Source organism: Thiobacillus sp. 65-1402 (genome assembly GCF_001897685.1).
GTDB lineage: Bacteria > Pseudomonadota > Gammaproteobacteria > Burkholderiales > Thiobacillaceae > Thiobacillus.
On record NZ_MKUG01000173.1, the window covers coordinates 1 to 5,051 of the forward strand.

Here is a 5,051-nt window from a genome sequence, read left to right on the forward strand (position 1 = left end):
GCTTCGAGGTTGCCGCTCTGGTTGTTGTCCTTCATCGACAGCACGTGTTTGTCGTGCGCGACGATGCGCCCTTCCATATCGGTGACCTGGTACGGCAGGCGGCAGGCCTGCGAGCAGTCGCCGCGGTTGGCGCTGCGCCCGGTGTGGGCGTGGCTGATGTAGCACTGGCCGCTGTAGGCGACGCACAGCGCGCCGTGGACGAAAAACTCCAGGGTGGTTTCCGGCCGCGTGGCGGCACGGATGGCGGCGATCTGTTTCAGATCGAGTTCGCGCGCCAGCACGATTTGCGACAGCCCGACGTCCTGCAGGAAGCGGGCCTTTTGCGGGGTGCGGATGTCGGTCTGGGTGCTGGCGTGCAGCTGGATCGGCGGCAGGTCGAGTTCCAGCAGGCCCATGTCCTGGATGATGAGCGCGTCGACGCCGGCATCGTAGAGTTGCCGGATCTGCCGGCGCGCCGGTTCGAGTTCGTTGTCGGCGAGGATGGTGTTGAGGGTGACGAACACGCGCGCGTTGAAGCGGTGCGCGTGGTAGACCAGCCGTGCGAGATCGGCGATCTCGTTGCAGGCTGAGGCGCGCGCGCCGAACGACGGGCCGCCGATGTATACCGCATCGGCGCCGTGGTCGACGGCCGCGATGCCGATGTCGGCATCGCGCGCGGGCGCTAGCAGTTCGAGTTGATGGGGTTCCACGAGGCGGTGTTCCGGACGGCCAAACCGGCATTTTACCGGAGGCCGCCCCGCCCGTCTTATTGCGCGGCCGGCTGCTCTTTGACTGCTTCGATCGCCAGGGTCAGCGTCACCTCGTCGCTCACGTAGGGCGCATTCTTGCCCATGTTGAAATCCGAACGCTTGATCTGGGTGGTCGCGTTGGCGCCGCAGGCCTCCACTTTCAGCATCGGATGCGGCTGGCACTTGAAGTGGGTGATGTCGAGCGTCACCTGTTTCGTCACCCCCTTGATCGTCAGGTCGCCCACCAGGCTCACCGGCCGATCGCCCCTGAACGCCATCTTGTCCGACTTGAACGTGATCGTCGGGTACTTGGCGGTGTCGAAGAAGTCGGCGGCCTGGATGTGTTCGTTGAACAGCGCATAGCCGGTGTTGACCGAGGTGGCGTCGATGGTCACGATGGCCGAGCCGGCCTTCGCGGCGCGATCGAGCACCACCTTGCCGCTGGTCTTGTCGAACTTGTGGGTCTGGTTGGAGAAGCCGAGGTGGTTGTAGCTGAAATGCGGGTAGGTGTGGCTGTTGTCGATGACGAAGGTTTCGGGCGCGGCCTGGGCGGCGGTGGCAAAGGCAACAAGTGCGGCGAGGGTGGCAAGACGTTTCATGCAAGACTCCTTGAGAAGAATGAACAACGGGTTAGTTGCCGGTGGCGGCAATGCGGAATTTCACCTTGATTTCGTTGGCGACGGTGGCGACGTCGGCCCACATGCCTTCGCCGATGCCGAAGTCCAGGCGCTTGAGGACGAAGCCGCCGTCGAAGGCGGCGGCATTCTTGCCCGGCACATAGGTCACCGGCACGATCATGTCGCGGCTTCGGCCCTTGAGCGTGAGGGTGCCGCGCATCTCGTAGCGGTTGTTGCCCAGCGGGCGGATCTGGCCGGAAACGAAAGTCGCTTTCGGATAGGCGCTGCGGTTGAACCACAGCTTGCCGGCGGATTCGTCGTCGGCCTCCGGCGAGCCGGCGTCGATGCTGGCCAGGTCGATCTCGATCTTCGCGCTGGCGGCTTCGGGTTTGGCCGGGTCGAAAGCCATCTGCGCCGCGAAGCGCTTGAAGCCGCCCTGCACCGGCACGCCCATCTGGCGGAACTCGAAGCCGATGCTGCTCTGCTTCGGCAAGACCGTGCGATATTCCACCGCATGCGCCGCCGGCGCGGCCAATGCCGCAAGCAGCGTGAACAAGCTCAGACCCGTCAGATTGCGTTTCATGTGCGCTCCTTTTTATTCCAGCCCATGCGCTGCAGGAAAGGCCGGCGTTCGATGAAATGGTGCTGCAGGGCCGCGCCCACGTGCATGATGACCAGGGCCAGCAGCGTGAAGTTCAGGGCCTGGTGCACCCCGGCGAGAAAATCGCCCAGCTCGCGATTCTTTTCGACCAGATCGGGCAGCGGCAACACGCCGAACCACACGGTCGGAAAGCCTTTGGCCGAACTCATCAACCAGCCCGACAGCGGAATCGCGATCATCAGCAGGTACAGCAAGCCATGCACGGCCTGGCTTGCGCGGCGCTGCCAAGCGGCCATGTCGGCGGGCAGGGGCGGCGGCGTATGCGTCAGCCGCCACGTCACGCGCAAGGCCACCAGCATCAACAGCGTGATGCCGATCCATTTGTGATAGCTGTAGAGCTTGAGCTTGCCGGGCGACAGCGGCAGTTCGTGCATGTACACGCCGAGCGGGAACGCCACGAAAATCAGCAGCGCCACCAGCCAGTGCAGCACGATGGCCGGGGTCGAATAACGCATCGCGGAGGTCATGCCGTCTCCTTTCTGAAAACCTGTTCCAGCGCACGCAAGGCGGTTTGTACGCGCTTGTGTTCGGCTGCGCTCGTTCCGGTAAAGCACGCCGCCAGATGCGCCATGTGCGCCGGAAAGACCCTGGCGAACAGGGCTTCCCCTGCCGGGGTCAGGCGGATGATCTGGCAGCGGCGGTCGCTGTCGTGCGCGGTGCGCTCCACCCAGCCGCGATCGGCCAGGCGGTCGACCACGCCGGTAAGCGTGCCCTTGGTGATGAGGGTTTTTTCGCCGAGCTCGGTGGCGGTCATCCCGGCGGTGTTGCCGAGCGTGGCGACGATATCGAACTGCGGCGGCGTCAGCCCCTGCGCGCGGATGTCCGCGGCGGAATACGCCTCGAACGCCTGATAGCACTGCACCAGGGCTTGCACGGTCGGCAGGAATTCGGCTTGCTGCTTCATCAGTCGTCCATTTAGTTCTAACAAGAACGAAATTTAGTTCTGGTTAGAACCAATGTCAAGATTTTTTTCATGGAAGCAGAGCCCGCCCTGGCGGATCGCAACGGGCATCATCGTCAGCGCTGCCATCCAGCCGGCGCAATGAACACGCGCAATCCACCGCCATCCTGCGCACACGGCGGCCAGGCCGCGCAGGCGGCCGCATCGTGCGAGCGCTGCAACGGGGTTAGCGGGTGGTCTTGAAAGTGCGCCGTCCATGGCGCAAAGAGGATGCGCCGGCCTGCTCTGGCCCGGCCGCAGAAATAGGACTCAGGGCAGGTTCCAGCGCGCCGCCGCTGCGTCGTCGCTGGCGCGGGCATCCACCCAGCGCTCGCCCTCGGGGGTTGCTTCCTTCTTCCAGAACGGCGCGCGCGTTTTCAGGTAATCCATGATGAATTCGCAGGCGGCGAAGGCTTCGCCGCGGTGCTGGCTGGCCACCGCCACCAGCACGATGGGATCGCCCGGCAGCAGGCGGCCGATGCGATGGATTACGGTCACGTCGAGCAGCGCCCAGCGCGATTTCGCCTCCTCGACCAGGGCAGCCAGCGCTTTTTCAGTCATGCCGGGGTAGTGCTCCAGCGTCATCGCCTGCACGCCGCTGCCCGCGTTGTAATCGCGCGCCAGGCCGACGAAACTGGCGATGGCGCCGATGTCGGTGCGGCCGCGGCGCATCGCGTCGACCTCGGCGCCGAGATCGAAGGCCTCGCTCTGGACAACGATCTTCACGCCGCTAGCCCCCGGTCACCGGCGGAAAAATCGCGACTTCGGCGTGTTCCGGCAAAGGCGCATCGAGCGCGACCAGGTCCTGGTTGACCGCCACCCGGAACGCCCTGCCCGCCGCCAGTTCCTCCGCCCACACGTCGCCGCGCGAGCGCAGCTGCGCCACCAGATCGGCCGCGGTGACGCCGGCGAAATCCAGGGCTTCCTCGGCCACGCCGAAGCGCTCGCGCAGGCGGGCGAAGTACAGTACGCGCAGTTTCATGCCAGCAGCTCCGAGAAGGGAATGAAGCGTACCCAGTCGCCCGGCTGCACGGTCTGGCCAATGGCCAGGTCGGCCAGACCGTCGGCCCAGGCGCACGAGGTCAGCACCCCCGAACCCTGGTTCGGGAACAGCGCCAGCCTGCCGTTCGGCTGCAGCTGCGCGCGCAGGAATTCGCGTCGCGCGCCCGGCTTGCTCCAGGCGAAATCCGCCGGCACGGCGAATGCGCGGTACAGCACGTCGGCCGCGCCCATGCGCTTGAGCAGAAACGGCCGCACGAACAGGCAGAAGGTGACGAAGGCCGATACCGGATTGCCAGGCAGGCCGATGAAGTCGGCGTCGTTCACCTGCCCGTAGACGATCGGCTTGCCGGGCTTCATCGCCACTTTCCACATCTCGACCCGGCCGAGTTTCTCGACCGCGGCTTTCACGAAATCGGCCTCGCCCACCGAGACCCCGCCGCTGGTGATGACGACGTCGGCAACGCTGGCGGCGCCGGCCAGCGCGACCTCGGTCGCCTCCAGCGTATCCGGCACGATGCCGAGGTCGATCAGTTCGCAGCCAAGGCCGTTCACCAGCCCGGTCAGCGTATAGCGGTTGGAGTTGTAGATCTGGCCCGGCTGCAACGCGAGGCCCGGCGTCACCAGTTCGTCCCCGGTGAAGAAACACGCCACCTTCAGCCGCCTGAACACCGGCAGTTCGGCCAGCCCGACCGAGGCGGCAAGCCCCATTTCGGCCGCGCCGATGCGGCTGCCGGCGGCAAGGATCTGCGCGCCGGCGGCGATGTCCTCACCCGCGCGGCGGATGTTTTCAGCGGGCTGCGGCAGCTTGTTGATGACGATATCCGCGCCGTCTGCGCTGCAGTCTTCCTGCATCAGCACGGCGTCGGCGCCCGGCGGCACCGGCGCGCCGGTGAAGATGCGCGCCGCGGTGCCGGGCTGCAGCGGCTGGCCGACCGCGCCGGCCAGGATGCGCTGCGACAGGGGCAGCCTGACGCCCGGATGCGCCACGTCGGCCAGGCGTACGGCGTAGCCGTCCATCGCGCTGTTGTCCGCCGGCGGCACGGCAATCGCGGAGGTCTGGGGGGCGGCGAGCACGCGCCCGAGCGCCGCGGTGATGGCGACGG

The 5,051-nt window shown here is 66.3% G+C and carries 8 protein-coding genes; all 8 read right to left on the minus strand.

Translation table 11 applies throughout. From position 1 onward, the window contains the following. Positions 1 to 689, minus strand: a 689-nt coding sequence (locus tag BGO62_RS13110; protein WP_296643237.1) for a peptidase U32 family protein, incomplete at its 3' end; no start/stop codon positions are given. Positions 690 to 745: 56 nt separating this feature from the next. After that, the gene (locus BGO62_RS13115; RefSeq protein ID WP_296643240.1) at positions 746 to 1,327 is read right to left on the minus strand and encodes a YceI family protein; all 582 of its coding nucleotides are present in this window, start codon (positions 1,325 to 1,327) and stop codon (positions 746 to 748) included. Positions 1,328 to 1,358: 31 nt separating this feature from the next. After that, entirely contained in the window at positions 1,359 to 1,928 is a 570-nt protein-coding gene (locus BGO62_RS13120) for a YceI family protein (RefSeq protein ID WP_296643242.1), read from the minus strand. Continuing rightward, the gene (locus BGO62_RS13125; RefSeq protein WP_296643244.1) at positions 1,925 to 2,473 is read right to left on the minus strand and encodes a cytochrome b; all 549 of its coding nucleotides are present in this window, start codon (positions 2,471 to 2,473) and stop codon (positions 1,925 to 1,927) included. The genes BGO62_RS13120 and BGO62_RS13125 overlap by 4 nt, the downstream gene beginning before the upstream one ends. Further along, positions 2,470 to 2,910, minus strand: coding sequence for a MarR family transcriptional regulator (locus BGO62_RS13130; RefSeq protein ID WP_296643246.1), 441 nt, complete (start codon positions 2,908 to 2,910; stop codon positions 2,470 to 2,472). Before BGO62_RS13130 ends, BGO62_RS13125 begins: the two co-directional genes overlap by 4 nt. A gap of 306 nt (positions 2,911 to 3,216) precedes the next feature. Next, positions 3,217 to 3,672, minus strand: a complete 456-nt coding sequence (moaE, locus tag BGO62_RS13135; protein ID WP_296643248.1) for a molybdopterin synthase catalytic subunit MoaE — start codon at positions 3,670 to 3,672, stop codon at positions 3,217 to 3,219. Between the two features lie 4 nt (positions 3,673 to 3,676). Continuing rightward, positions 3,677 to 3,928 carry a molybdopterin converting factor subunit 1 gene (gene moaD / locus BGO62_RS13140; protein WP_296643249.1) on the minus strand — a complete coding sequence of 84 codons (252 nt, stop codon included), beginning with the start codon at positions 3,926 to 3,928 and terminating at the stop codon, positions 3,677 to 3,679. Then, positions 3,925 to 5,051, minus strand: a 1,127-nt coding sequence (glp, locus tag BGO62_RS13145) for a gephyrin-like molybdotransferase Glp (RefSeq protein ID WP_296643253.1), incomplete at its 5' end; no start/stop codon positions are given. The genes moaD and glp, both read right to left, overlap by 4 nt.